The organism is Psychroflexus sediminis, assembly GCF_900099815.1.
GTDB classification, from domain to species: domain Bacteria; phylum Bacteroidota; class Bacteroidia; order Flavobacteriales; family Flavobacteriaceae; genus Psychroflexus; species Psychroflexus sediminis.
Map to the genome: position 1 here is coordinate 1 of NZ_FNCW01000018.1, position 24844 is coordinate 24844.

Genomic DNA, 24844 nt, shown 5'->3' on the forward strand with positions numbered 1-24844 from the left:
TCATTTGCTTTTGACCTAGAGCCTGTTCCAGTTCACTTATGCGAGCCTGCATTTTATTAATTTTATCCATCTGACTATCTTTAAACTCGACAACTTTTACTGATTTCTTGTTGTATTTTGAATATTTGTAGATCCAATTATAAATCGATTGATTTGAAATATCGTAAATCTTTTCTAATTCGTAAACTGAATGCTTTCCTGATTCATAAAGTTTGACTATTCGAAGCTTAAAATCTTCTGAATAAATCTTTCTTGGTCCTAAACGTTTTCCGCTTTTTATCATCTTTAAAATGGTTTTAAAACGGTCAACCTATATCAGGGAGTGACAATAAGTCCTGAGTAGTGATCCGAAAGCGCCTGGAGTGAGTCGGGAGTCAGGAGTCAAGAGACAAGAGACAAGAGTCAAGTTTAAAATTCTTTATTCAGTATTCTGTATTCAAAGTCCGTTTATAGTTTTTCGTTTAGCGTTTAGCGGGTAGTAGCTAAAAGGTAATGGAAAATTTGAAATAAGTCCTGAGTCGAGATCCCGAAGTGTCGGGAGTGAGTCAGGAGTAAAGAGACAAGTTTAAAATTCGTTATTCTTTATTCAGCATTCTTTATTCAGTATTCAAAGTCCGTTTATAGTTTTTCGTTTAGCGTTTATCGTGAACTAGTCATCAGTAGCAAGTGACTAGTAGCAAGTTAACCTCTACAATTCACTCACAACTTAACGTGCCTTCGACCTGCCTGCCTCAGGCGGGAACGCAGGCAGGCCAGAACAGACAACAGATTACTGTCACCTGATAACAAATGATAGCTTCGATACATCTCGACGCAAAAGCCCGACACCTGCACGCCTAAGGAGGGCTCGAACTGACAGCTGCCTTCATTTTGATTCGATTTTCCTATCGCCGCATCACCTGCGTACCCCAAGCAGCAAAACAGCAAGGATCAGTCACTTGAGCTCCTTTCGGCTATTGAGTCTTTTGTTGCTAGTTAGAATATTCATCAATTTGACTCAGCAGAACTATCGGAATTGCCAAAATTCAGTTTTCAGATTCTAACTCGAGCTATCTTGACTTTCTTTCAGTTTTAATACACTCTCAATACTTAATAGCTGTGAGGATTAAAGATTTTCTGTTCTGCTTACAAGCTTTTGATTTTTGGCTTTGACAAACCTAAGAATTGGAAATTATGTAGGCCATCAACAAGTAATTTACGGCAGCTCTGAGATATCTGTCCTATCTGGGGAATACGGCTTACCCGACCATAAGGCTTTGTCACCCTGAATTTATTTCAGGGTCTAGACTAATATGTTGGAGAAGCTGAAACGAGTTCAGCATGACACTATTTAGTTTAGCTTCGAGCCTATCTTTCAAGAAACGCAGAAAGGTGCCCGCCTTTAGCGCGTGTATCGAGAAATGGTTTAATGCTACATGTTCTATTTTTGTTTTGAATCTAACTCATGTTTCATTACTTTTTTATCTCACCCAAGCTTTTATTGTATTAAGTGTTCGTGAATCTCGTTCCTCGATTTCAATTGCCGTAATCCCGATAGCTATTTGGAGTAACCAAAAAGGTCTAGGCTTATTTTTATGTCTTTAAAAACTACAAAAGCGGCTCCCCCCTCGCAAAGCAAACCGTTTCACTAGTGCTTTGCTCCTTAGTCCTATCCTCACCGCTTTCTGGTTTTTATGATTCCATAAAAAGTAGGCCATTTTTTTAATTTATTTTAATTTTAAACCCTGATGTTACTTTGAGACTGCCTTCCAAGGAAACCTGCCTGCCAGAGGCACGACAGGCAGGCGCAGGCGGGTGCGATTCTCCTGTCGTCGAATCACTCAGCCCCCAATCAACATTCATTAAGAACTATTCACACATCACTATTAACTGTAAACTATCAACTGAAAACTGAGAACTGTCAACAGACAACTGAAAACCGTTCATAAAAAAGCCCAATGAAAAATTCATCAGGCTTAACTCTCATTTTATAGTGTATAAATTGCTAGTAAATAGTATCAAGTAGTAAGTCACTCACCACTAGTCACTAAAAAGCTTTTACCGTCCATCCGTGTGGATCTTCGACTCTGTTGTATTGAATGTCCTGTAGGGATTTCTTAAAGAAAGTTCCGTAAGGCTCGTCGACAATTGGTAAATCATGATACACATCATCATATTCAAAGCCTTCTACTCTTACAACTGTCGCAGCAGTTCCGGCTCCAAAGATTTCTTTCAATTCTCCGCTTTTGGCAGCATTCACAATTTCTTTGACAGAAACCTTTTCAACCACCACCTCAATATCGTTATCCTTAGCTAACTGGATAATACTTTTACGCGTGACCCCATCCAAAATTCTGTCGTTAGTAGGAGCCGTCAGCAGTTTATCTCCAACTCTAAAGAAAATATTCATCGTCCCGGCTTCTTCCAGATATTCGTGAGAACTGGCATCTGTCCAGATAATCTGATCCAAGCCTTTGGCTTTAGCCAGTTTGGTTGGATAAAACTGAGCGCCGTAGTTACCCGCCGCTTTGGCATAGCCTACACCGCCATCGGCTGCTCTACTGTACTCCTGAGCAAAAATAACTTTAATAGGTTTATTATAGTAAGCCTGCGCAGGACAGGTGATAATCATAAATCGGTAGCGATCGGATTCTGAAGCGGAAACGCCATTTTCGGTAGCAATCACAAAGGGACGGATATAAAGTGAATTTCCCTCTCCTTTTTTAACCCAGTCCTTGTCCAGTTCCAGTAACTTTTTTAAGGAAGCAAAAAAGTAATCTTCGGGAAATTCTGGTATCGCCAAACGTTTGGAAGATTTATTGATCCGCTCAAAATTTTGTTCAGGTCTAAACAACCACACCTGATCGTTCTCATCCTTAAAGGCTTTCATGCCTTCAAAAACAGCCTGGCCGTAATGAAAAACTTTTGCAGAAGGCTCAATTTCCATAGGGCCATAAGGCACAATTTTGGGAGTTTGCCATTCGCCATCGATGTAATCGCAGTACATCATATGGTCCGCATTCACTTTTCCAAATTGAAGATTACTAAAATCTACCTGATCAATTCTTGAATTTTTGATTTCGGTAATATCAGGTTGTATATCAGTGTTATTCATTGCTTAGTGTTTTTTGCAAATGTACTAATTTTTAATAAGGTTAATTCAGGAAGATTCCTAACTTTGTTGTTATTCTTATTATAAATTTTCAATTATTATCATGAAAAAGCTACTTTTCTTACCGATATTATTGATGTTTTTGGCTTGTGGCTCAAAAGAATCAAAGCAAGATAACCAAGGTCTAACTGAAACTCCTTCCCAGGAAAAAGAACTCAGTATCGAAACCGACTCTATTTTCGGTAATGAATTCAGCTCTGCTGAGGTAAAATCCAACAGCGAAATGCTGGCTTTCTACCAGGATCTCAAGCCGGGAGACACGCTTTCAGTTCAATTTCAATCGCAAGTCGAGGGCGTATGTGCAAAAAAAGGCTGCTGGATGAAACTGAACTTAGCAGAAGGCCGATTTGCTCATGTGACGTTTAAAGATTATGGCTTCTTTGTCCCCAAAGACAGTCAGGGACACCAAATGCTGGTGAACGGCATAGCCTTCATCGAACAAACCGATGTCAAAACCCTAAGGCATTATGCTAAGGACGCCGGCCAAAGCGAAGCAGACATCGCTAAAATCACCGAGCCGGAACTGAATTACAGGTTTATTGCGGAGGGAGTGAGAGCGGTTAGGTAAACGTCAGTTGTCAGTTATTCGTTAACCGTTTTCTGTTGACTATTTTTTTCGTGTAATAGTGTAGTTGAGTAATAGTATGGTGGTATAGTCGGCAGACTGTATGTCATTCTGCCTGCCCGACTTTTGGCGGGAGCGAAAGAAAAATCTCAGCTTGTTGAAAATTGGAGACAGTAGCCTGCCTGCGTTCCTTGGAAGGCAGGCCTGCCTGTCGCCCGCCTGTCGTGCCTTGGCAGGCAGGTTTCCTTGGCAAAGGCAGGTCGGTAGTCGTGATCCCGAAGTGTCGGGAGTGAGTCGTGAGTCGTGATCCCGAAGTATCGGGAGTGAGTCGTGAGCCTGCCTGAATGACGCCAGTCGGACAGGTCGTGAGTAAAAATTAAAAATTTTCAACTGAAAACTGACAACAAATATCAGTTAATCACTTCAAACACCCTTTGCCTACGGCATTTCTACTTCGACTTCGCTCAGCACATCGCCTCAAGGGAAAAGGAATTTTGAAGTCCATAAATAAAGGACTACACGAAAACTAATCACTATTCACTAAATACTACTCACTAGTCACTATTCACCAATCACCTCAACCCACTTCTCCTTTACCACTTCCCAGTCAAACTGCTCGACTTTTTCCCTGCCATTTTTAGAGAGTTTTTGAGCGAGTTCTGGATTGTTTAAGAGTTTTGACACAGCTCCCGTAAATGAATTCACGTCATCGGGGTTAACCAGTAAGGCATCTTGTTCATCTTCTAGCAAAAAGGGAATCCCGCCTACATTTGTACTTACCACCGGAAGTCCCAGTGCCATGGCTTCCATAACACTCACAGGCGTATTGTCCACATTGGTGGTATTGATAAAGATATCAAAGTCTTTAGCATAGTCCAGCCAGTCCGCTTTAGGCATCCCTCCGGTAAAGGTCACGGGTAAATTATGCGCTTTGGCGTAAGCTTTACAGTCCTCGATGGAATCGTCTTTAAATGGACCGACCATACTCAGTTTAGCCTTAGGATAGCTTTTTAGTAATTCTTGTAAAACCTTTAGAGCTAACAGGGGATTATACAAGTGTGCAAATGATCTCACCCATAGCAAACTGGGTTGTAGTTTTTCGCGCAGCTTAAAAGTATAGTTCTCCAAATTAATCGTATTAGGGATATAGGTTAAGTTAGTATATCCCACCTGCTGAAAGTGATGCATTAAGTAGCGTGACGGAGCCACATTAACTTTGGCTCTGCCAAAAAGCTTTTGACAATGCCGTGGATGGGATTCTAATCGTTTGGGTAAGTCGCCTCCGTGTAAAATAGGCATATAATCTAGTTTTAAGCGATAAGCCAACTGACTCACCGCATAAGCATACCAGAAGGCGGAGGTGCTGTAGGTATCAAGAATCAAAACACGGGTTTTCGAGTGATGCCTGATGAGCATCATAAGCATGTCCAATAATCGAAGTCCCTGATTCTTCTGGCCGGAGCCAGATATTACCTGATAACCCTCAGCTTCTAACTGACCCGACAAAAATTCAACCGTAGAAACATTTCTCCCTTTAAGCGACAGCTTGTTGCCGAGGTACAGGAGCTGTTTTGATTTTGGATTTTTTCGTTTTTTTAGAAGCATAAGTTACATTTAAAAGAGCAAGTCCGTACATAAATCCAGGTAAAGCCACTCGCATGGCCGAATGGTTAATCGTCAAAAACCAAAACGCGACAAAAGGCAGCATAAGTAGGTTCCTATTTTTTGACAATAAAAACCCTAGAGGTATAAGTAGTAATATTGCAAGGGCTAAAATTCCAAACAAACCATGTTCAGCAATCATTCTCGCGACTTCATTATGACTCGCCGCAATTTCTCCATCTAATTCATATCTAAAAAACTTTCCCATACCTACGCCAATACCTAGAAATGGGTCCTCAAGAAATGCTGAAAGTTCTTCACTTATGATATCTCCACGACCAGTTGTTATATCTTGCTGTATACCTTTAGCGTTCTTACCAGTGTACCGATTAAAGATCAAGCCTCCAGTTACAAGCATTACAACACCCCATATCAGTAATCCACCTACACCTAAGCCCACCAATTTCATTGTGGCTTGAGCTTTTTTAACTAAAGGCGCCCAGTTAATAAACAAAACCGTGAAAACAGCCATCATCACTATAGCGGTGATAAATCCCCCTCTTGAAAAAGTTAATAAGCCACGATAAGTAAATAAGCCAAGCAAAGCAATATTGATAATGTTTAACACTGAATTCCTGTAAGGAATCAAAAATCTCACGTAGGTCAAAAACATACCTAAGCCCAGTATAGTTGAAACCTGATTTCCACTATATCCTCCAGACATAACCTGATTTGACTCCGTAGTAAAAACAACCTGTTCATAAGAAGGCGCATATAAAATAATATAGACTACCATAGATATGATAGGCAATATCATCATATCTACAACTTTTAACAACGTCTTAAATTTTATTTGTCTATGGTAGCAAAACAAGGCTGTAACAAATAAAGAGAGAGGACCCGACAGATTGAATAAGATCGTTTTTCTAAAGCTCTCCTCAAAGTAGTCAAAGTTCAGGTAAGTAATCACCACACCAGGCAACAACAAGCCAAGGAAAATTAATACAGGCCAGGCCTTCAGCTTAAAGCCTTCATACAACATTCCCAAGAGCATAAAGAAAATGACTAGGTATTTACCCATCTCCCAGAATGGCATAGCTCCTGTCATTCTTAAAAACACCTCAGCAGAAGCTATATAGGCAGCAGCGCCTAATGCATAAAGTGTTTTATTTTGATTGTACACAATCTTATAAATGAAATACACAACTATAACAGCAAGATATAATTGAGTAAATACTGAGAAAACACTCACAACAACTCCAATGACCAAATGCAATAAAAGTTGCTGGTATCTTGTTAATGTATATGAGGTAATATTTCTCAAGATCAATGATTAAATTAGGTCTTCTTTATTTAAGAAATCCCACTCTTGCTTATCAATTTTCAGTTTCTTACCAATAACAGATTTAAATTGACTAGCGTCTATGCCATAGCCTTTAGGCTTTTTAGCTTCAAGATCATCAAATGTAAGAACATGCCCTTTCTTCAATGCCTTATTAACTGCTAATGATTTTTCGAAAATGGATTTTAAACTTCCAAACCTTGAATTATCAGCTTTATTTACGGGGTGAGATAAAGCCAGGCTAATCCCATCTCTCGCTTTGACGACCTGACGAACCTGATCTAAAGTCAGAGAAGAAGTGACATCTGGACCAAACATCTCTTTATGAAACACCACATGGAATTCTAAAATCTCGGCCCCTAAGGCCATGGCTGATATGGCAGAGGTGATACTCCCCGAATGATCGGAATAACCCGTTTTCACTTTAAACTGATTTTTTAATTCTTGAATCACATTAAGCCCCCATTCTTCAGGCTGAGTTGGATAACTGGTAGTACATTGCAAGACTGAGTAGTCCACATTTCTGCATTTAAGAAACTCAATGCTTTCGTTGAGTTCATCCCACGAGCTCATACCACTGGATAAAATCACAGGCTTTTTAGTCTGCGCTATTTTTTCCAGGAGTAAAAAGTTATTGACCTCACCGCTTCCAATTTTATACTGCATAACACCAGCAGTTTCCAATAGATCGACAGCAGCGTTGGAAAATGGACTGGAAATAAAGTCCAAGCCAGCTTCTTTACAATGCTCCCCTATTTCATTCCACTGCTCCTGAGAAAACGACATCCGTTCCCAGTACGCATAGCGGGTTTGGTCCTGCTTGGAAAATTTTACCCGAAAAGGTTCATGGATACTACTTTCTGCATGAGCGATATGAGTTTGAAATTTTATGGCATCGACTCCGGTTTTGGATACGGCATCTATATAGGCATGAAGCATCCCTAAACTTCCTTCGTGAGCCTGACCAACTTCCGCTATAAGATATGTCATAATTAAATATAATATGTCAGCGTAAAAATAGACAACTTTAGTGAACTACATCACTTTAAAACCTCTTCGTATATATCGATGATTTGACGGATAATAACCTCTGCATTAAACTCCTTTTGAACTTTCTCATGCAAAGCTTCAGCATCTCTTTTGGCAACATCTGGATTATCGATATAATACCCTATGGCTTTAGATAAGGCCTCAGCATCATTGGGTTTGACTACCTGAGCATAATTACCCACCACATCTGCACACTGGCCAACATCTGTTACAATGACTGGTTTTTTATGATTTGCGTATTCTATCAAAACCATAGGCAAAGCTTCTACATCTGAGGTTAATACACAAAGAGACGAATTAGCTATTATAGACTCTACATCAGATCGTTGACCAAGAATATGGACGTCCTTTTCTAAATTCAAATCTTTTATTTTTTCTCTAAGCTTATGAGAATAGCCATCATTTTTATCGGCGCCAACTAAAATTAATTTATACTTCATATTATTTTGTTTTAATATAGAGTAAGCTTTAATCAGGTTTAAGTGATTTTTTTGCCATCTCAAATTGGCCACACAAACTATATATGGAAAGTCAAATTCCGTTTCATTTTTAAACGATATCTTATTACTCATTGTAAAATTATGAATAAGCGATACATTTGAGCTATTTAAAGCTTTTCTAGACCATTTGACTAAATCCTTACTGACACAAAAGATATGACTGAATCGATTAGAGACTTTTTTTAATATTTTAGTTTTTAGCGATTGACTTTCATTAGGCCTGTTACCATGATGATCATGCCATACCAATTTAAGTTGTGGGTAAAATGTTTTTAATAGAAAAGCAAAAAAATATGAACTGCCATGAGCATGTAATAAATTAATCTTGTTCTTTTTAATAAATCTTAAAGTAAAGAAAATAGCAGCGATATCTAAGCTTCTTTTTTTTGAACAAAAGAAATAGCTTACCTTATCATCAACGAGAGTTTTCAACACACCTTCACTTCTAGACACAACAAGACCAGAAAATTCAACCTGATCCACTAAAGCATTTGACAAGTTGACCGCCATGCGCTCGGCCCCTCCAGCATCTAAGGAGTCAATGAGCTGGATAACTCTGATTTTGGTTGATTGTTTTTCGTTGCTAGTCATTAGGATAAATTTAGACAATTCGCTTTATAACAATTTCTTTAATTCTTCTTCAAATTTATCTAAAGTATATTGCCTCGACCAGACTGCTGCTTGATTGGCCATTGTTTCTAGTTGCTGAGGAGTTTTTAATAACTTTTGCAATAACTCAACAGTTTCATTAATATCTTTATCATTCATGAGTACACCTCTTTTTCCAAAATCAAGCATCCATGGAACGCAGGACACAGGAGTTACGACAGGAATACATCCCCAAAACATAGCTTCAGCCACTACTTTCGGCCAGCCTTCTGACTTGCTGGGCAGGATTAAGAAATGGCTATGCTGTAAAGCTTCTTTTACTTTAGCTTTAGGCTGGTTACCGTATAAAAAAACTAAATCTTCCAAACTGTTCTTTTTGATTTGCGATTCAATATCTTCTCTTTGAGATCCTTCACCATAAATATGAAGAACGACATCCCATCCTTCTTTTTTTAATTTCTCAACCAGTTCAATAGCTTTATTAGGCTGCTTACCCTTAGACAAACTCCCTACAAAACAAAAATGAAGTGTCCGGGTATAATCCCTAATTTTTATTGATTCTTTCTCTTCTTCTCTATAGGTGGCTGTAAAAAACGGCTTTATATTTTTGGTTTGATTAGACCACTCGCCGTAAACCAGGACCTGCATGTTTTTGGTAAGCCAAGTATTGCTTAAAATCCATTTTTGCAGGTTATAGCTCCAGGGTTGTCTTGATTTTGGATCCCAGTTCCCTGCATACTTAGCTGTTTTAGGCGTTTTTGGAAATAAGATTTGCACTAAGCACCCTAGTAACCCCATATTTCCAGGACAGCGTAGGTGGATATGACTTGCCCTACTCATTGCTTTAAAAATAGTAATTAAATTAAAGAAAGAACTAATTAGCGTTTTTATGAAATTTTTGAAGCCTCCTAGATTGAAATCACTTAATTCATAAATACGTTTAATTTCAAAATCAAGTTGTTTATTCAGTAGACCTCTATCATCAAACCAGACAGGACAGCAAAATGAAAATTCTATATCAGTTGAGTTTTTCCACAAAACTAATTCATCAACGTAAGGAGTATAAGCTGCATAGCTGTTCCCTTTTTTAATAAGTGGTGCTGAAGACAGGATAAGAAAACTCATCTATATATACGGGTTTGAATCTACTTTTTTTATTAATTGTGCCGGCACACCCAGGAGAACTGAATTATTAGGAAAATCTTTGTTAACCAATGAATTTGCACCTACAATTGTATTATTCCCTATGTTAATCTTTCCTGCAATAACGGCATTAGCACCAATATATACATTATTACCTATTACAGGAACCCCCCTCCTCTTACCAAGGCCGGAAACACCAATCGTTACACCCTGAGAAATATTGCAGTTATCACCTATTATCGCAGTTGCATTTAGGATAATATTTCCGAAATGTCCTATATAAAAGGAATGTCCAATCTTAACACTCGCAGGAATCGAAATGCCGGTTACTATTTCAATTGCTTTTTGCCATATTAAACAACAAAACAATAAAACTTGTTTTATAAATGATGGGAGTTTAGAATAATAAAAACTACTAGCTAACCTATACTGTAGTATTGCCCAAAACCCCTGAGTAAAAAAAAATATGGTAAAAAAATTACCTCCGTATTTTTTGTATTTTGAATAATCTGTTTTTAAAAGTTTGAATAGACTTTTCATTCCTTTAAACTTTCATACATCCTTATGTTCTTCTCTATAAGCACCTCTAAATCAAAACGTTTATAGACATCTTCGATGGCATTTTGTCCCATTTGACGTGCTTTCTCTCTGCTTTGAAGCATTATAATTATTTGCTTTGCTAAATCGTCAATATCTAAGGGGTTACATAACAAGCCTGTTTCACCATGTTTTACTGCTTCAGGCCCAGGCCCTAAATTACTTCCAACAAAGGCTTTACCCATACTTAAGACTTCAATCCAGGCTAAAGGCATGGCTTCCATATGAGAGGGGTAGGCGCAGACTTCGGCTTTTTCTATTTCTTTTGGGATTTGGGTGTTTTCTATTGAACCCAAAAAGTAAATATCATCTTTCACCTCTTCAGGAATTTCTGTTTTAAGATAATCCAAATATGAATCCTGTGTCCCTCTAATTTTGGTATCACGACCAGCAATTATCAAATGTGCTTCAGGAACTGCTTTTTTAATTATTGGCAGAGCTTTAACCAGTTGTCTTATCCCTTTTTTTTCACAAATGGAACCAGCAAAAAAAATACGCCCTTTTATTTCTTTACTATAATCAGCTGGATAAAACATATCTAGATTAGCGGGATTAAAAATAACTTCACCACGTTTTGCCTCAAACTCTAAAACTTTTGCTGTATGGTTGAGTACGTATTCACTTACGCCTATAATATGGTCCACTTTTCTAAAACTTCTTTTCTCCTGAAAGGCTTTCCAGGACTCTACCCCACGATTTTCTGATTCTGCAAAAAAGTGGTGTCCGCCATGCATGCGAATTAAGTATTTAATTTTCGGTATTTTGTTGATAAACGCTAAGCCAAGTTCTGCTGATTCAACGATATCAATAGTATGTTTATTGTGTAAGCTTTTAAGGGCTTTGTTTAAGATGTTATTATTCAGTAACCATCCCATTTTTGGAACATTGGAACGTTTATAACGATAAATCTTAACCCCTTTATCATTTTGAACTTCATCTTTTTGAATATAGTTAAGACCAATAATACTCACTTCGATTTTATGTTTCACCAAACCTCGAGCTAAAATCCGAATAAAAGTACCAACACCACCATGTGGTAACCCGTCTTTAGGGTATTCTGATGTTAGGAAAACAATATGCATAGTTTTTATATATTAAGTTCATTTTCAATCAATTGGCTTGACTCTAGTCTTAAATTAAATGGTATAATCTTTTCGCACCACAACTCCATGTCTTTTTTTGTTCTTTGCTTGTAATTGTCTAAATTATTTAAAATCTCTATAATTTGTTCAGGCGAATCTAACCAGACTACGGGCTCTATATTTTCCATTGATCTAAAATGCTGAAACTTATAAATCCGTTTAATTGACCAATATGAATTTTCTTTTGCTTCGTAGTTGATATAAATAGCTGGTTTTTGATGCATCCCGAAATCTAAAGCCATCGTAGAGCCTACATTTATCACAGCATCGGCATGTTCACAAAGACTGCTTAAAACAGACAAATCTTCTTTTTTAGGATATGCATCTGACCATTCAGATGATAATTTCCAAGCGGCACCAGTTTTTTTAATAAGATGAGGGTACTGATCAATAACCTCCTGATATTTATCAAAACCTTCAACAGGAACCGGACGTAGTAATATTTGCCATTGATTTACTAATTCATTTTCGCTTAATATCTTGGCAATATCTTTTAAATAGTGCTGATCAAATGGAGAAGTTGTTTTATCATCACCGCTGAAACACAGCCACTTCTTATTCATATCTAAATGATAATAAGCCGCAAGCTTTTCTCTTGTCCATAATAAAGATTTGTCGTAATGGAATTCAAATTGTGGGGTGCCAAACACTTTAATTTGGTGATTTTTTATTTCTGGATAATAGGCTTTTAACTCATTTTTCATGTAAGGGCTCCACACGATATATTTATCTGCTCGCAAAGCTAATCTGGCTTTAGGTAAATTATCCCATGAATAAATTGCAGTTATGGTTTCTATACCTGCATCTTTAGCTGCTGCAAAAATGGGCGCTGCAATAATTGCTCTTTGGTGAGTGCAGAAAAGTTTAGAAGATTCATGCTTTTTGAAAAAATGGTAGTACTCTTTATATACTCTTGACTTCCTTAATAACTTTTCATATCTTTTTTCAAGCCAATGAATGTGATTCTTACTAATATTTTTTCTAGTACTAATTTCTACTATACTGTAAAATAATTTATGAGAGAGTTTATTTTTTTTTGGCATGTAATTGCTTAAAATACTAGAATTAGATTTTAAGCTTGCATTATACTTTAAACGTGATAGATGAATTTTTTCTCGGTAATATTTTTCAAAGAAAGTTTCTTTGTAGTTTCTTAAATGTTGAAATTTTATCTGATCATCAATCTCAAAATCTTTAAGTGTTTCAGTTTTAAACTTATGAAGTAATGTAACAGATTTGTCTAAATCATTAAAAACATTTGCATAAATATAATTTTTTATCCCTACTCCATCGGGCATTAATACAAAAAGACTATTCTTCATGATCTATTAATTCACTAATACTAATCCACTGCCATAAATGAAAACTAGACTCCTGGCTTCCCTGCTTGTAGAACTGCCATTCTTTTCTGATTTCATCTATTTTAAAATAGTCCACAAAACTACTTTTTTCTATGTTCTCTATGGCTTCTTCTACCATAAAACTTAATTCCTCACCTAACCACTCTCGTTGCGGAGTTTGCAGTGGACGCTTAGGAGCTAAAGCCACATCTTTTCTATAATCGCTCAATATTTGGCGCAATACATATTTTCCCTGCCCCTCTCTTATTTTCATTGCTTTTGGCAATGAAAACGCATATTCAACCAATCGGTAGTCTAAAAAAGGTTCGCGTAATTCGGTCGTAGAAGCCATCGAAATGCGATCATTAAAGCGTAAAGCTCTAGGAATCTTTGTATAAAATAAGTCGCGGTACTGCTTATCTAAAAGTTCGTCTCCAAAAGGCTTAGGATACTCAGGCTTTTTTGCATAAGCTTTTAAGTCTTCACTTAATACTGAGGCTTTGAAAGGACTATTATTACTCTGACCTTGTATAGTCTGACTAGAATCGCTCTGGTAATAGTCATAACCTGCCCAGGCTTCATCCATGCCTTGACCGTCTAATACTACCTTAATACCTTGTTCTGCTATTTCTTCAAAAAGTTTAGCATAAGCTAAGGTTGGAATGCCTCCATATGGCTCATCTTGGATTTTAGAAAGTTTATCATGAGCCTCATTAGCCTCTGAAGCATTAAATATTACTTTATGTAATTCAGTTGATGTGGTTTCCACCATTTTTTCTACCCAGGGCAATTCGTCGTAACGTTCATCATCGGTGTAAAACGTAAACCCCTTTATGTTTTTAGCATCCTCTCTCTGATTGACTAGAGCCAGTAACAAAGAAGAATCTACACCTCCACTGATTGTAAAGCCCACAGGTACATCTGCCCTAAAACGTAAAGCAATGCTCTCTTCCAACAGCTGTTTATAGTCGTGTTTAACTCGATGTTCTTTTACACCTTCTAATTCTTTTCTTTTTTTTTGAACGCGTTCTACAAAATTGTACCAGGACATAACCTTAATCGCATCCTGATTAAATTTCAACAAATGACTCGCTGGAAGCTGATGTATAGTTTCGTAGAAAGTTTCTTCTGGTAAACCATAACTGCCAAACATCATATAATTAGCAAGAACTTTTTTATTAACTTCGACGTTTACATGTTTTCGAATCGCTTTGATTTCACTGGCAAATATAAAGTTTTCCTTATCCTGGTAATAATAGAATGGTTTGACTCCAAAACGATCTCTGGCTGCAAATAAATTTTTAGTCTCATCGTTCCATATCGCAAAGGCAAACATGCCATTAAGTCGTTCCAGGCAATCCCCCCCCCACTCTAAAAACGCTTCGTATAAAACCTCTGTATCTGATGAGGTTTCAAACTGATGACCCAATTCGCTCAATTCTTCTCTAAGCTCAATATAATTATATATTTCGCCATTATAGACAAGCGTATAAGGCTGACCAGTTTTCTGATAAGGCTGATTGGCTGAAGCATCCAAATCAATTATGGACAAACGGTTATGGCCTAACGCCAATCCATCACTTATAAAATGACTGATGTTATCATTACCCCTATGGTAAAGCGCATCGGTCATTTTTGTAATGTTGGTCAAATTGGCTTTAGTACCTATAATTCCTGAAATTCCACACATGTTTATACTTTATTATTTTTTGTCTATTCTCGACTCTACTTCGACTTTGCTCAGTACAGGCACCTCGAATTTAAACAAAACTGCGAAGAACTATTTTAAATCCTAAGTCTTAAGACTATCTTCTTAAGAATCTTAAGTCAGCTTTATTTTTTCTAGAGTGTTCGTAGCCTTCTCCCAATCCTTCATCGTATCAATATTAACATAAAGATCAGGATTTGACTCAATGTAAGTTAGTTTCTTTCCAAAAAAACTTCCTTTCTTGATGCATTCAGTTTTAGTGATATAGATGCTTCCATCTCTAAAAAAAGCTTTAGGTAAATCCTGTCTGCGTTTGATGATTTCTTCGTCTCCAGTAGCTATCTTTAATTCATCATTCTTATCAGTTTCAAATACCCAGTGCGGATTGAATTCATGCGGTACCGGCAACACGCTTACCAACCCATCCGATTCTGACTTGATGAATTTTTCAATGGCCTGATCAATAAAGCCTTCTTCTCGGAAAGGTGAAGTCACTTGTAGCAAAATAACAGCATCATACACATCGCCTTGCTGCTCCAAAACCTCCACAGCATGCTGAACCACCCCCATACTTCCAGACTGGTCTTTTGCCAACTGCTCTGGACGCTTAAAAGGAACCTCAACCCCTAAACTTTTGGCTACTTCCATGATTTCCTCGTCTTCAGAGGATAGGATCAGTCGATCTATTAATTTAGATTTCTGAGCTGCCTCCACCGTATAAGCTAGTAAAGGCTTGCCCCCTAATTCTTTTATATTTTTTCTCGGCACACCTTTGCTTCCGCCGCGGGCGGGAATGATGGCGAGGATTCTAGTTCTTGGTTGCTGGTTCATGGTTGGTCGTTGTTGGTTGCTGGTTGCTGGTTTATGGTTGATGGTTGATGGTTGTTGGTTGGTCGTTTTTAGGAATTTAAAATTTTGTTTTTAAATAACGCTTTAGACCGTTTAAAAGTTTTTTAAGCTGTGTTATCTCCTCTAATATACTATCACTTTTCAAATATCCTAAGCGAATTGATATCAGGACTTGTGTTTCTAATTCAACTGTTGAACCATAGGCTATTTCAATAAAGCGATAGTAGTCTTTAAAAGAATTTCTAGAAGATCCTTCTGCAATATTTGAAACAATTGAAACAGCTGATCTCCTCATTTGAGAAACTAATCCATATATTTCTTCACTAGGATACGATTTCGTTTCATCATAAATCAAACTCACTAATTCAAAACCGTGTTTCCAAGCATCTAGTTTTTTATAATCCATTTTTTGGTTGTTCGTTGCTGGTTCTTCGTTGTTCGTTGGTGGTTGCTGGTTGTTCGTTGATCGTTGTTGGTTGTTCGTTGCTAGTTAGTGGGAGCTTGTTGTTTTTTTACTATTGACTATCAACTATGAACTAACTACTATGAACTATTCACTATCAACTAAATTACTAATAAGAAATCGTCTTATGAAACTTCAACTCCACATTCGCCAGCACCTCAGCAATATTCTTCCCTGCATCTCCATTACCGTATATGTTTTCAGAGGCAGGTCTGGGATTGGTTAAAATTTTTTGCATAGCCTGAAGGATATCAGCAGTACTATAACCTACATCGATCACGTTAGCTCCGCGTTGACGTCGGTTTTGTCGACTACCAATATTGATCACAGGAACGCCCAAATAAGAACATTCCCGTATACCAACCGATGAGTTTCCTATTAATCCTTTTGAATGATCGAGCAGGTTTAAAAAGTCATCGCCTTTCATATTTTTAAAGAAATGTACATGATCCAAATTGAAGCGCTCTCTATAAGAGCGAATTCCTGTAGAAGTGCCATCAGAACCAGCATCTACATTAGGCCAGAACCATATTACCGGCAAGTCAGTATATTGCCTTATGGCGTCTAAGGTCGTTTCGATGTGTGTTCTGGAATCTTTGTATTCATTGGTCACTGGATGCTGCATCACTACCCAATAGCCCTGACTTAAATCGGGTTTTGCTCCTACTCCACCGTAGGTTGTGTAAGGGTAAAATTGTAAGCTACTTAACTTTTTAACTTCCCTGGCTAAATCGATGGATGGGCAGCCTGTATTAAAAACCGAAGTAGGATCTTCTCCTAATTTCAAAACGCGATGTTCTGCATCTTGTGAAGCCACCAAATGGTAATCTGCTAGTTTAGTAATGCTATGTCTTACTTTTTCGTCTATGTTTCCTGTCACTTCTCCGCCTTGGATATGCGCTAAAGGAATGTTCATGTATGAAGCTGCAATAGCCGTAGCCATGGTCTCAAAACGGTCTGCTACAGTGACCACTATATCAGGTTGTAGGTTTTCGAAGACACTTGATAGTTCAAGTATTCCAATACCCGTTGTTTTAGCGGCAGCGGTTAAATTTTCTCCTTCCAGCACATTAAAGACTTTTGCATCTATAGTAAACCCATCCGCTTCCATATAATTAACAGCAGTTCCATAGCGTTCCAGCAAGGCGGATGCAGCAACAACTAATTGAAGTTGTACATCTTTATGTGCTTTCAAGGCTAGTAATGCTGTTTTTATTCTTGAATAGGAAGGGCGTGCTGTAACGACGACGCAGATTTTTTTTAAAATCATTTGGATAACATTTTTAATGATTTATACCAGTTTTTAGGTAAAACATACTCGTAACTATCAGAACTAGGTATTAAATTCTTTAGTGTATCATTTTTATAGGATTTATATAGCAATAAAAGTTTTTCATATATTTTTTCAATATTTCCGTTTTCAACTAAAAGCGGATAGTCATTACCAAGTATCCTAGTTGTTTCAGAGGCTTTTGGTGTTAAGGCGAGAATAGGTTTCTCTGCCATTAGGTAATCTGCTAATTTTCCAGGCATAAATGGAGATACATCTGAAACAGCCTCTAACAAAAGTAAAACATCCGCTTTCTTTTGTATTTCTAAGCTTTCTAAATACGTGTACCTATGAGCATGAGTGTGAACGTTATCTGCCGTTAACTTTTCTTTATACCATTCTTTTGTCATTTTACCAATGATGTGCAAATGAAATACATCCTTTGCTTTAGGTTCTTTCTTAAATAATAATTTTAAAGCTTTAATTAAATACAATGGATTTCTCGGTCCGAGTAGTGTTCCTGTGTGTACAATATTTAAACCACTGTAAAATTTAGGCAGTTCACCTTTTTTTTGTTCAGGTAAAATATTTTTAAGTTCATTTTGAGTTAAGCCTAAATGAGGTTGAATAATTGATTTATTATTTACATTTGGGTAAAATTCATTCATCCATTCCATAAGTCTAAGTGACGGAAATGAAATAATATCTGCTTTGGACAAAGCTTTACCAAAAAGTTGTGCTTGTTTCCTATAAAGCAAAGACGATTTCTTTTCATAAGGCGGTGGATACTGATGTGAAGGATAAGGGTCATGAACAAACATCATGTACTTACCGTATAAATATTTGTCCACTTTTAACATTGCGTACGCAGGCATAAAACTCAAACCAGATCCCATACTCACAACTAAATCATAATCATTAGATTTTAAAATATTCTTTATTTCCTGTGCCCATTTGTTTACTATACTTCTTGCTTTAAAATTTAAACCATTTATAAAAGCTGGTATAGCTGATAGCTTAGTAATATCTTCCAAAAAGCTTTTATTTATTTGATTAAGATCTAAAAACTTATAACGAATTGAGTCTTTTTGTCTAAAATCTTGAAATGCTGTTGAAGTCAAAACAGTAACATCATTAAAGGAATCATAAATCGAAATTTGATTATTACAAGTAATACCTGATGATGTGCGGTTCACCTCTAAGTTTTCAGCTAATATTAATATTTTCATCTGCTTAGAATATAGTTGATTATTTTTTCAGAGGCATCTCCCTGACCGTAAGGATTATCTTGCTTTTTCAGGACTTTAGGATGATTTAGATAAAACAAAGCCCTTTCTGTAATTTTATCGGCATTAGCACCAACCAATTCAGCAAAACCTTGCTCTATTCCCTCCATCCGCTCCGATGTTGCTCGAGTTACCAAAACCATTTTACCCAAACTCGGTGCTTCTTCTTGGATACCTCCGGAATCTGAAATGATTAAATTGCAAGCCTCTAACAAGCCTAACATGACAGGATACTCTACTGGTGGTACTAGATGGATATTGTCTAGTTGCCCAAGTTCTTTATGCACGACATCTTTTACATTAGGATTGAGATGCACTGGATATAAAATTTCTACACCATGCTGTTTAGCTATATTTTTTAAAGCACGACAAAGCTGTAAAAATCCCTCACCAAAATTTTCTCTTCGATGTCCTGTGACTAATATGAGTTTTTTTTGTGGTTTGAGTTCATTTAGTAGTTTTTTTAGGTATTCAGGAGGTTTTTGTTTAGCTAACTTCAAACCCATCTGTAAAGCATCAACCACGGTATTTCCTGTAATTAAAACTTCTTCTTTTTTTACTCCTTCTTTCATCAAGCAGTTGTAGGCTTTTTGTGTAGGTGCAAAATGGGCATTGGCTATTCTACCAGTTAATTGACGATTAACTTCTTCTGGGAATGGCGAATATTTATTGTAGGTGCGCAAACCAGCCTCAACATGACCGACTTTAACACCTCTGTGAAAAGCGGCTAAAGCGACCATACTTGAGGTTGTAGTATCGCCATGGACCAAAACCCAATCAGGTTGCTCTGAAACTAAAACAGTATCCATTTTTTCAATAATCCTTGCCGAAAGTTGATTAAGCGATTGGTTTTGTTGCATTAAGTCTAAGTCAATATCAGGTGTGATTTGAAAAAAATCTAAAACTTGATCAAGCATTTCACGATGCTGTGCTGTTACACAAACGCTGGTCTTGATAGTTTTATGTCTCATACAAGCTTTAACCACAGGTGCCATTTTAATGGCTTCAGGCCTTGTGCCGAAACATATTAGTATTTTCATAATTTAACTTTCTGATAGGTTAGGATGAAATTGAGTGCCCGTTAATTTCTTTTCAAGCTCTTCAAAATTGATGACTAAATCTTCAATACTTTCAGTGTTTTGTTTAGCTAAAGGTGTTTCAATTTTAAAGCTATCGATATCAAATTCTTTTCTAATTTTATCTATTGTTTCATTTGGGTTTTTAGTGAGTTGTTCGTAAGTAATTTCAATTATTTTATGATCTGAATATTCTTGTCTAATATAATTTTCGTAATTCACAACTGATTGAATTTCTTCTAAAAAAGAATCAACATCTAATTTAATTTTTTTTTTTTTAATAATACTTTTTCAAAATTAGGTTTAGAGGTATTTGCTGCCCATTTTTTTGTTTTGAAAGCAATTAACTTAGACAGTTCAGCTCTTACCTTATTGTCTCTTGTTAAATGAATAATTAATATGCTTTTATCTTTTTTAATTTGATTCCAAACAAATTTCGAATCTGAATCTACAGGATGCTCATAGAACAATTTAAAACCTACCCAACAAACCAGTGAACTATATTTTCTATATATATCAGTCCATATTCTTTTTTTGTCCTTATCACCTATTCTGCCGAACAATTCACCTCTTGCTATAATTTGAGGGGAATTATTTAAATAACTGTTTAACAAGTTACTTCCTGTTCTAGACCGTGCAATAATTACAAACTTGCTGTACTTCCTTGAGCCAAAATATTTATAATATCGGTTTAAGATTTTATTAATTAATATCATTTATAGTTTTTTAAAGTAATTGATATAAGCCCTTCTTGCTAAATAAAGGCCCTTTTTTACTTGAGCTATTTTAGTCTTTGGCTCTTCAAAGCTTCTCCTAAGATTATTTTTCCACTCATCAGTTAGCCAAGAATAAAAAAGTTTAGGTTTTGCTCCGGTCTCATACCATTGTTTAGCCTCGTCTACAAGCTTTGGATTGTGTATATGAAACGCCGGGTAATGGGTGTCAATATAAACCTTTTCATTTAAAGCCTGTACCCTAGTGCAGAAGTGACGATCTTCTCCAGGGAATCGCATATTAGATAATCTATTAAAATTTAAGCCACGCGCTAATAGTTCTCGACTCACCAAAGTACACGCACCACCAGCACCCACTTCATAAACGCCTGGCTCTTTAAGTTTAATAATACTTTCGGGAGAATCATATACCCAAGAATGATAATCCCAAGCATTGGGTTTATAATAATGTGCATTTGTAAACATGGTCCAAAAAATCTCAAAAATAAAATGTTTCTGAGCGTTTACTAGGCTTATTAAGGTGTTTGGGTTTAAGACTAAATCTGCGTCTACTAAGAAAATATAGTCATAATTATTTTTTAAGGCATATTCTATAGCTTTATTCTTAATAGCACTGATACGGTCTATTAAACTGATATTCCAATTATGTTTTTGGTATGCAGAATTTTCATTAAAAATATTAGGCAACAAACTTACATTATCGTGTTGTGAGATAAAGTTATCTGTATATTTTTTTGAATCCTCAATATTATTATCATTATATAAAAGTATATCATAAGTAAAACCTTGGCTTTTCAAGTTTAGGTAAGAAGGAAGCGTAACTTCTAAAACCGCTTTAGGTTTACATAATGGTGAGAATAGAAGAATTTTTTTCATTATAGTTTAATTTAACCAATAGGCTTTTAGAGAATAAAAGTTACATTTTACACTTATCCAATCTAATTTCATTACAGCTCTAAATAAATTTTTTAAGTCTTTTCTAAGTCTGTAGGAAGGATTAAATAACTTATAGTGTTTTGGAGAAATTTTATATAACTCCTTCCTAGTTTTGCCAACCGCATAAAACATTTTATAGATGTAAGCATTCTTTAAGCGCTCCTTAGGGATAAAATGATAAAAAGTGTTATCGCATAATTGCCTTATTTTAAAACCTTTATTAATTACATTATAGCAAATTTCACTATCTCCGCCTGAAGCAAGGCTATCTCCTTTTCTATCAGACATACTAAAATCAATACCACTCAATAATTCTTTTCTGAGCAGCATTCCTGCACCATAAACATTTGATACTTCGCCATCATTCCTGCACCCTATTGCATATAAAGATTTATATTTATCGAACCATTGTGGTGCGGCAATTTCACACTTTTCTATTCCACTACCACCTACAACTCCAAAATCTGGATTATTTTTCAGGAAATTAAAACCTCGTTGAAGATAGCTTTTGTTGAGCCAATTGTCATCATCACAAAACAAAACAAGGTCATATTTTGATGCTTTAACACCTCTTAATCTAGCATAATTTAAACCAGGTTCACTTTCATTAACAATGCTTGTACGTCCAGCAAGTTGATGCATCTGTTTTGTACAGTTTTTGACTGTTTGCACTGTTGCATCGGTACAATTATTATCAACAATAATCAACTCCCAAGGAAAATTAGTTTGCTGTAAGTTAAGGTGCTCAAGCGTTGGTTTAATTCTTTGTTCAGAATTATAGCAACATATGATGACTGAAATACCGTTCATTATTTTAAATTCTCCTTAGTTAATTTCATAAATGTAGTATCAAACTTAACTTTTTCTTTATAAGGCTTATAAAAAAGAATTGTGATTTTTCTAGAGATAGAGTATTGTCTAGCTAATTCTAAGATGAATGATTTTATTGGAAATAAAGATTTTAATAAAAATGTATACTTCAAAGCACTTGTTAATGCGAATTTATAGTAGCCATTTTGTATGGGTAATTTTATTAATATCCTTGCGATAAGATTTTTAATTTCAGAAGAGAAAATACCCATTAAACCTTGACTTTTTAAGAGTGAAATAACAGCATCAATACTTTTTTTAAGATTTATGAAAAATAGTTCATCCTTTTTTTTTGTTGAAATCTTATCGCTGCTATCAATACGATAAAAGGTGTCAATATCACGAGTTTTAAAATAAATATTTGGTTTTTCTAAAAGCATTTTAATATGGAATTCCCAGTCTTGCCAAGATTTTAAATGTTCATTCCATAGCTCCTTTTTTTTATCGAAAAATATTTTTTTCCAAACTATTGCTATCGGTGGCCATAGCATGTTTTGTTTCAGAAAATCATTCACTAAATTATTTAATTGTAATTGGTCTTTGTTATCAGGTAGAATATTCCACAAAATTGAACCATCTCCTGAAATTTTATTAAAAGTTTGACTCAGAGAAACAATAGCATCAAAATTCCCATTTAAAAGCTCAAGTTCTTTATTTGATAAAAAATATGGAGACAATAAATCGTCACTATCAAACCAATTCACATACTCGCCTTGACTCATTTTAAACCCATAATTCCGAGCGCCATTGCCACCTGGCAAATGTTCTTCTGGTCGTTGATAATATTTAAAGCGTGAGTCTTTGTCGCAAAACTTTTGCATTACGGCATCTGTATCATCCGTACTGCCATCATCCACGATAATACATTCCCAGTTTTGATACGTCTGCGCCAATACCGAGTCTAGCGTCTCGCCGATGAGGTGCGCCCGGTTGTAAGTGGGGATAATGATAGAAACTAAAGGCTGGTTATTCATGGCATTCGATTGGTAATGCAAGTTTACGAATTTTTCAGTTGACGGTTAACAGTTTTCGGTTGTCTGTTGACAGTTTTCAGTTATCTATTTTCAGTTTTCGGTTGTCGGTTTGTACGTTGAACTTCCCTGATATAGGTTGACCCTTTTTAGAGTTGTTTATTTAATTCAAAATTATTGATTTTTTTTACTTTGTAGAGTGGTGTAATAGTTGTCTGTTTTTCGGTTATCTGTTGTCCGTTGTCAGTGAGTAGTGAATAGTGAACGGTGATTAGTGAGTAGTGTATTGGTGGCTGAGTGATTCGACGCCAGGAGAATCGTATCGAAGCTACCATCAGTTATCCAGTGATTAGTGAAAAGTGAACCGTGAATCGTGAGTCGGTGAGACAGTAGTCGGGAGTTAGGATTTAGGACTTAGGTTTTAGGTGGTCAGAAATGAAAAATAAAAAATTTGAAATAGTCGAGAGTTGGTGAGCCTGCCTGCGTTTCTTGGAAGGCAGGTCGGTGAGTAAAATTGTAATTTTTGAATGCAGTTTAGCGCTAAACGATCCAATAGCGCTTGAAGTAAAACAAAATCATACTGAAAAAAACTAAAGCAGCAACCATATGATAATATCTTCTTACATCAAGTTAAGAGAACCCGACTAATTTCCAGAAATAACTGTGGCTTTCGCGGAAGTGCGTTACGAAGTAACAGGCATGGAGCGAAGAAGCCAGCAGGGGTTTTGCGAAGAGCAGCGAAGCAAAAATTTCCTTAAATTAGTCTTGTCCCCAAAGCTTTGGGGATTGATTCAGAGCAACGCTCGCAATCTTCAAAAAAGCAGTGCTTTTTCTTCGCTTGTGTGTCAAGACAAATCGAGGTACGAGATTCATGAACACTTAACACAACTGCGACCAGGGTGAACTAAAATGAATGAGAGCTTTAATTTAATATAGAGCCTATTTATATTCTAGAACCAAACCCCTTCTCGACACTCTCACTTAAAACTAGCACGCAATCGAAGTGACATAAGCTGTTGTCTTGCTGTCCCAAATGGTCGTGAGCTTCAGTATCTCGAATAAGCTTAAGCAAAGACCCTGAAACAAGTTCAGGGTGACAAATATTTGAGTTCATGATAAACGGCCTATTAAAAAAATATTGAAAATCAAGGAAGCAGCTATGGCAAGGAGATGAAAATCTGCCTGCCTGCGTTGCTGGCAAAGGCAGGTTTGAATCACGCGATAGCGGGATGAGTTACTTTTCATCTGTGGCTGGGGATTCCGTAGAATTTTCTTATGTATTTTTAATAAGCCTCCCCGATAGCTCCTATGTTTGCTTTTGGAATAAATTTTTAGTTTTACAAATATAAGTGAAAGAGGATAAGAGTCAACCGATGGCTAGATAATCATAAGATATATCGACCGATAGATATGACCTTATCCTTTTATATCTCGTAGAGTTTGAACAGAATGTAAGGAACCTTAACGGTATCCAGAATATCCAATCAGGAGAAAAGACGAACAGAGATTTTTCACTTTTAATTTTAAAAATTGAACATGTGAAAAAAGTTTTAAAGGAAGTTGCAGGTATTGATGTAGCTCAAATGGAATTAGTTGTATCTCTAGGAAGTCTCTATGAGAATTTGGACATTGAAATCATA

The 24844-nt window shown here is 36.3% G+C and carries 22 protein-coding genes; 1 reads left to right on the forward strand and 21 read right to left on the reverse strand.

The window, feature by feature from the left end; all coding sequences use genetic code 11:
* Both BLP81_RS12680 and BLP81_RS12685 read right to left on the reverse strand, forming a co-directional pair.
* Positions 1-283, reverse strand: a 283-nt coding sequence (locus BLP81_RS12680; protein ID WP_093369930.1) for a transposase, incomplete at its 3' end; no start/stop codon positions are given.
* Between the two features lie 1743 nt (positions 284-2026).
* Entirely contained in the window at positions 2027-3094 is a 1068-nt protein-coding gene (locus BLP81_RS12685; protein ID WP_093369935.1) for a branched-chain amino acid aminotransferase, read from the reverse strand.
* A 100-nt stretch (positions 3095-3194) separates the two neighbouring features.
* On the opposite strand from BLP81_RS12685, the gene BLP81_RS12690 reads away from it, so the two are divergent.
* On the forward strand, positions 3195-3719 hold the full coding sequence (locus BLP81_RS12690) for a DUF4920 domain-containing protein (RefSeq protein ID WP_093369940.1): 525 nt from the start codon (positions 3195-3197) through the stop codon (positions 3717-3719).
* A gap of 558 nt (positions 3720-4277) precedes the next feature.
* Here BLP81_RS12690 and BLP81_RS12695 read toward each other — a convergent pair.
* The 19 genes from BLP81_RS12695 to BLP81_RS12785 form a co-directional block, all read right to left on the reverse strand.
* Positions 4278-5321 (reverse strand): glycosyltransferase family 4 protein, encoded by a 1044-nt coding sequence (locus tag BLP81_RS12695; protein WP_093369945.1) that lies wholly within the window; start codon positions 5319-5321, stop codon positions 4278-4280.
* Positions 5251-6642 carry an O-antigen ligase family protein gene (locus tag BLP81_RS12700; RefSeq protein WP_093370021.1) on the reverse strand — a complete coding sequence of 464 codons (1392 nt, stop codon included), beginning with the start codon at positions 6640-6642 and terminating at the stop codon, positions 5251-5253. Before BLP81_RS12700 ends, BLP81_RS12695 begins: the two co-directional genes overlap by 71 nt.
* Positions 6643-6651: 9 nt before the next feature.
* Positions 6652-7650: an N-acetylneuraminate synthase family protein gene (locus BLP81_RS12705; RefSeq protein ID WP_093369950.1), complete on the reverse strand. Its 999-nt coding sequence runs from the start codon at positions 7648-7650 to the stop codon at positions 6652-6654.
* Between the two features lie 50 nt (positions 7651-7700).
* The gene (locus BLP81_RS12710) at positions 7701-8819 is read right to left on the reverse strand and encodes a glycosyltransferase family 4 protein (RefSeq protein ID WP_143002840.1); all 1119 of its coding nucleotides are present in this window, start codon (positions 8817-8819) and stop codon (positions 7701-7703) included.
* A 6-nt stretch (positions 8820-8825) separates the two neighbouring features.
* Positions 8826-9944, reverse strand: a complete 1119-nt coding sequence (locus tag BLP81_RS12715) for a glycosyltransferase family 4 protein (RefSeq protein ID WP_093369960.1) — start codon at positions 9942-9944, stop codon at positions 8826-8828.
* Complete coding sequence (locus BLP81_RS12720; RefSeq protein WP_093369964.1) at positions 9945-10502, reverse strand: serine O-acetyltransferase; 558 nt, start codon at positions 10500-10502, stop codon at positions 9945-9947.
* Positions 10499-11641: a glycosyltransferase family 4 protein gene (locus BLP81_RS12725; protein ID WP_093369969.1), complete on the reverse strand. Its 1143-nt coding sequence runs from the start codon at positions 11639-11641 to the stop codon at positions 10499-10501. The genes BLP81_RS12720 and BLP81_RS12725 overlap by 4 nt, the downstream gene beginning before the upstream one ends.
* Before the next feature lie 5 nt (positions 11642-11646).
* The gene (locus tag BLP81_RS12730; protein WP_143002841.1) at positions 11647-13023 is read right to left on the reverse strand and encodes a hypothetical protein; all 1377 of its coding nucleotides are present in this window, start codon (positions 13021-13023) and stop codon (positions 11647-11649) included.
* Complete coding sequence (asnB, locus tag BLP81_RS12735; protein ID WP_093369978.1) at positions 13013-14731, reverse strand: asparagine synthase (glutamine-hydrolyzing); 1719 nt, start codon at positions 14729-14731, stop codon at positions 13013-13015. Before asnB ends, BLP81_RS12730 begins: the two co-directional genes overlap by 11 nt.
* Positions 14732-14863: 132 nt before the next feature.
* Entirely contained in the window at positions 14864-15580 is a 717-nt protein-coding gene (locus BLP81_RS12740; RefSeq protein WP_093369983.1) for an acylneuraminate cytidylyltransferase family protein, read from the reverse strand.
* 76 nt (positions 15581-15656) lie between these two features.
* The gene (locus BLP81_RS12745) at positions 15657-16004 is read right to left on the reverse strand and encodes a four helix bundle protein (protein WP_093370025.1); all 348 of its coding nucleotides are present in this window, start codon (positions 16002-16004) and stop codon (positions 15657-15659) included.
* 166 nt (positions 16005-16170) lie between these two features.
* Positions 16171-17331 carry a UDP-N-acetylglucosamine 2-epimerase gene (gene neuC / locus BLP81_RS12750; RefSeq protein WP_093369987.1) on the reverse strand — a complete coding sequence of 387 codons (1161 nt, stop codon included), beginning with the start codon at positions 17329-17331 and terminating at the stop codon, positions 16171-16173.
* On the reverse strand, positions 17328-18560 hold the full coding sequence (locus BLP81_RS12755; protein WP_093369991.1) for a glycosyltransferase family protein: 1233 nt from the start codon (positions 18558-18560) through the stop codon (positions 17328-17330). Before BLP81_RS12755 ends, neuC begins: the two co-directional genes overlap by 4 nt.
* The gene (wecB, locus tag BLP81_RS12760; RefSeq protein ID WP_093369996.1) at positions 18557-19657 is read right to left on the reverse strand and encodes a non-hydrolyzing UDP-N-acetylglucosamine 2-epimerase; all 1101 of its coding nucleotides are present in this window, start codon (positions 19655-19657) and stop codon (positions 18557-18559) included. Before wecB ends, BLP81_RS12755 begins: the two co-directional genes overlap by 4 nt.
* Positions 19658-19660: 3 nt before the next feature.
* Positions 19661-19915, reverse strand: a complete 255-nt coding sequence (locus tag BLP81_RS12765; RefSeq protein ID WP_093370001.1) for a hypothetical protein — start codon at positions 19913-19915, stop codon at positions 19661-19663.
* 35 nt (positions 19916-19950) lie between these two features.
* A complete protein-coding gene (locus BLP81_RS12770) occupies positions 19951-20409 on the reverse strand; it encodes a hypothetical protein (protein WP_093370006.1) in 459 nt (152 codons plus the stop codon).
* Positions 20410-21303 (reverse strand): glycosyltransferase family 2 protein, encoded by an 894-nt coding sequence (locus tag BLP81_RS12775; protein WP_093370010.1) that lies wholly within the window; start codon positions 21301-21303, stop codon positions 20410-20412.
* Between the two features lie 6 nt (positions 21304-21309).
* The gene (locus tag BLP81_RS12780; protein ID WP_093370014.1) at positions 21310-22173 is read right to left on the reverse strand and encodes a glycosyltransferase; all 864 of its coding nucleotides are present in this window, start codon (positions 22171-22173) and stop codon (positions 21310-21312) included.
* Positions 22173-23207, reverse strand: a complete 1035-nt coding sequence (locus BLP81_RS12785; RefSeq protein ID WP_093370017.1) for a glycosyltransferase family 2 protein — start codon at positions 23205-23207, stop codon at positions 22173-22175. Before BLP81_RS12785 ends, BLP81_RS12780 begins: the two co-directional genes overlap by 1 nt.
* Positions 23208-24844 lie beyond the last annotated feature (1637 nt).

Bases quoted from the DNA above. Each gene is read 5' to 3' on its own strand.
- BLP81_RS12715 (WP_093369960.1), bottom strand. From the start codon at position 9,944: ATGAGTTTTCTTATCCTGTCTTCAGCACCACTTATTAAAAAAGGGAAC.
- BLP81_RS12780 (WP_093370014.1), bottom strand. From the start codon at position 22,173: ATGAACGGTATTTCAGTCATCATATGTTGCTATAATTCTGAACAAAGA.
- BLP81_RS12785 (WP_093370017.1), bottom strand. From the start codon at position 23,207: ATGAATAACCAGCCTTTAGTTTCTATCATTATCCCCACTTACAACCGG.
- BLP81_RS12740 (WP_093369983.1), bottom strand. From the start codon at position 15,580: ATGAACCAGCAACCAAGAACTAGAATCCTCGCCATCATTCCCGCCCGC.
- BLP81_RS12730 (WP_143002841.1), bottom strand. From the start codon at position 13,023: ATGAAGAATAGTCTTTTTGTATTAATGCCCGATGGAGTAGGGATAAAA.
- BLP81_RS12695 (WP_093369945.1), bottom strand. From the start codon at position 5,321: ATGCTTCTAAAAAAACGAAAAAATCCAAAATCAAAACAGCTCCTGTAC.
- BLP81_RS12745 (WP_093370025.1), bottom strand. From the start codon at position 16,004: ATGGATTATAAAAAACTAGATGCTTGGAAACACGGTTTTGAATTAGTG.
- BLP81_RS12725 (WP_093369969.1), bottom strand. From the start codon at position 11,641: ATGCATATTGTTTTCCTAACATCAGAATACCCTAAAGACGGGTTACCA.
- BLP81_RS12770 (WP_093370006.1), bottom strand. From the start codon at position 20,409: ATGATATTAATTAATAAAATCTTAAACCGATATTATAAATATTTTGGC.
- wecB (WP_093369996.1), bottom strand. From the start codon at position 19,657: ATGAAAATACTAATATGTTTCGGCACAAGGCCTGAAGCCATTAAAATG.
- BLP81_RS12690 (WP_093369940.1), top strand. From the start codon at position 3,195: ATGAAAAAGCTACTTTTCTTACCGATATTATTGATGTTTTTGGCTTGT.
- asnB (WP_093369978.1), bottom strand. From the start codon at position 14,731: ATGTGTGGAATTTCAGGAATTATAGGTACTAAAGCCAATTTGACCAAC.
- BLP81_RS12705 (WP_093369950.1), bottom strand. From the start codon at position 7,650: ATGACATATCTTATAGCGGAAGTTGGTCAGGCTCACGAAGGAAGTTTA.
- BLP81_RS12720 (WP_093369964.1), bottom strand. From the start codon at position 10,502: ATGAAAAGTCTATTCAAACTTTTAAAAACAGATTATTCAAAATACAAA.
- BLP81_RS12775 (WP_093370010.1), bottom strand. From the start codon at position 21,303: ATGAAAAAAATTCTTCTATTCTCACCATTATGTAAACCTAAAGCGGTT.
- BLP81_RS12685 (WP_093369935.1), bottom strand. From the start codon at position 3,094: ATGAATAACACTGATATACAACCTGATATTACCGAAATCAAAAATTCA.
- neuC (WP_093369987.1), bottom strand. From the start codon at position 17,331: ATGATTTTAAAAAAAATCTGCGTCGTCGTTACAGCACGCCCTTCCTAT.
- BLP81_RS12755 (WP_093369991.1), bottom strand. From the start codon at position 18,560: ATGAAAATATTAATATTAGCTGAAAACTTAGAGGTGAACCGCACATCA.